Source organism: Streptomyces sp. YS-3, from assembly GCF_045257485.1.
Lineage (GTDB): Bacteria > Actinomycetota > Actinomycetes > Streptomycetales > Streptomycetaceae > Streptomyces.
In genome coordinates this window covers 1-1,535 of record NZ_JBJHPC010000966.1, presented here as the reverse complement: position 1 = coordinate 1,535, position 1,535 = coordinate 1, and the positions used below count along the sequence as shown (strand labels likewise).

The 1,535-nt window shown below is 70.1% G+C and carries 1 protein-coding gene; it reads right to left on the bottom strand.

Going from position 1 to position 1,535, the window contains the following annotated elements; genetic code table 11:
• The coding region (locus ACJA3G_RS36745; protein ID WP_406557354.1) for an APC family permease at positions 1-1,535 on the bottom strand (1,535 nt) is incomplete at both ends.

Here is a 1,535-nt window from a genome sequence, read left to right as displayed (position 1 = left end):
GTCCTGCTTCTCGGCGGCGTGGTCGGCCAGGACGCCGGTGCGGTGGCGCTGGACGAACCAGTAGTAGGCGAACCCGCCGACGGTGACGGCGCCGACGAACAGCACTCCGCCCCAGCGCAGGTACCAGTGGTACGGGGCCGCCGCGTTGTAGACGGCGGCGCGCGGCCACAGCAGGTTGACCGTCATGCCCGCGCCCCACAGCACCGCGAGGATGTTGACGGGCAGGCCGAAGCGGCCGAGCGAGAAGCGCCCGGGGGCGGGCTGCCAGGTGCCGCGCAGCCTGCGGACCAGCATGGGCATCGTGACCAGCAGATACGCCACGTAGATCATGATGATCGCGATGCTGGTGACGACCGAGAAGATCTGCGGCTGCTTGATGTTGACCAGCAGGATGCCGATGGCGACGAGCCCGCAGACCACGGCGGGGGCGATCGGCGTCTGGAAGCGCGGGCTGATCCGGGCGAGCCGGCTGCCGCCGGGCAGGTTGTTGTCCCGGGCCATCGCGAACATCAGCCGGATGCCCGCGGTGTGCACGGCGAGCTCGCAGACGACGACCGCGATCACCACACACCACAGCAGGGCCTGGCCCATGGTGTGGCCCAGCGTGCTCAGGACGACGTACTGGAGTCCGTCCACGGAGAGTTCGGGCGCGCTCAGGTCGGGCGTCGCCAGCAGCGCGCAGAGCAGGATGAGACCGCCGATCACGAACGAGGCGATCAGCGCCCGCAGGATCGCGCGCGGCGCGTTGCGGCTGGGGTCGACCGCCTCCTCGCCGAGCGAGGACGCGGTGTCGAAGCCGTACATGACGTACGCGGAGGCGAGCGACGCGGTGAGGAAGGCGCCGAAGTAGCCCAGGTTCTGGCCGGCGCCGATGCCGTGGGTCTCCACGATGGCGCTGGGGCCGCGGGTGATGTGCGCGGCCAGCAGGATCACCAGGATCACGGCCGCGACCAGCTCGATGAAGACGCCGGCGGTGTTGATCCGGGCCATCAGCTTGACGCCGAAGGCGTTGACCAGGGTGGTGAAGAGGACCAGCCCGCAGGCGAGCACCACGGCGTTGGCCGCCGCGTCGTACTTCCCGCTGCCGTCGCCGACGAACTGGAACCACGAGGAGATCTGAGGAAGGGTCAGCTGGAGGGCCAGGGCGACGGCGGCCAGCGACACCATGCTCGCCAGCGTCATCATCCAGCCGGCCAGCCAGCCGACGTGCGGACCGCCCAGGTTCTTGGCCCAGTTGTAGACCGATCCGGCCACCGGGTAGCGGGCGGCCAGCTCGCAGAAGCAGAGCGCGACCATCAGCTGGCCGACGAAGACCAGCGGCCACGACCACCAGTAGGCCGGGCCGCCGAGGCTGACGCCGAAGTAGAACATCTGGAACGTGCCGGTCAGGATCGAGATGTAGCTGATCCCGGCGGCGAAGGTGTGGAAGTTGCCGAGGGTGCGCTTGAGGCCCGGCTTGTACCCGAGTTCGGCGAGCGCGGCGTCATCTGCGTCGGCGCCCGCCCGGGCTGGGGAGGGGGAGGGCGACGGGGGAC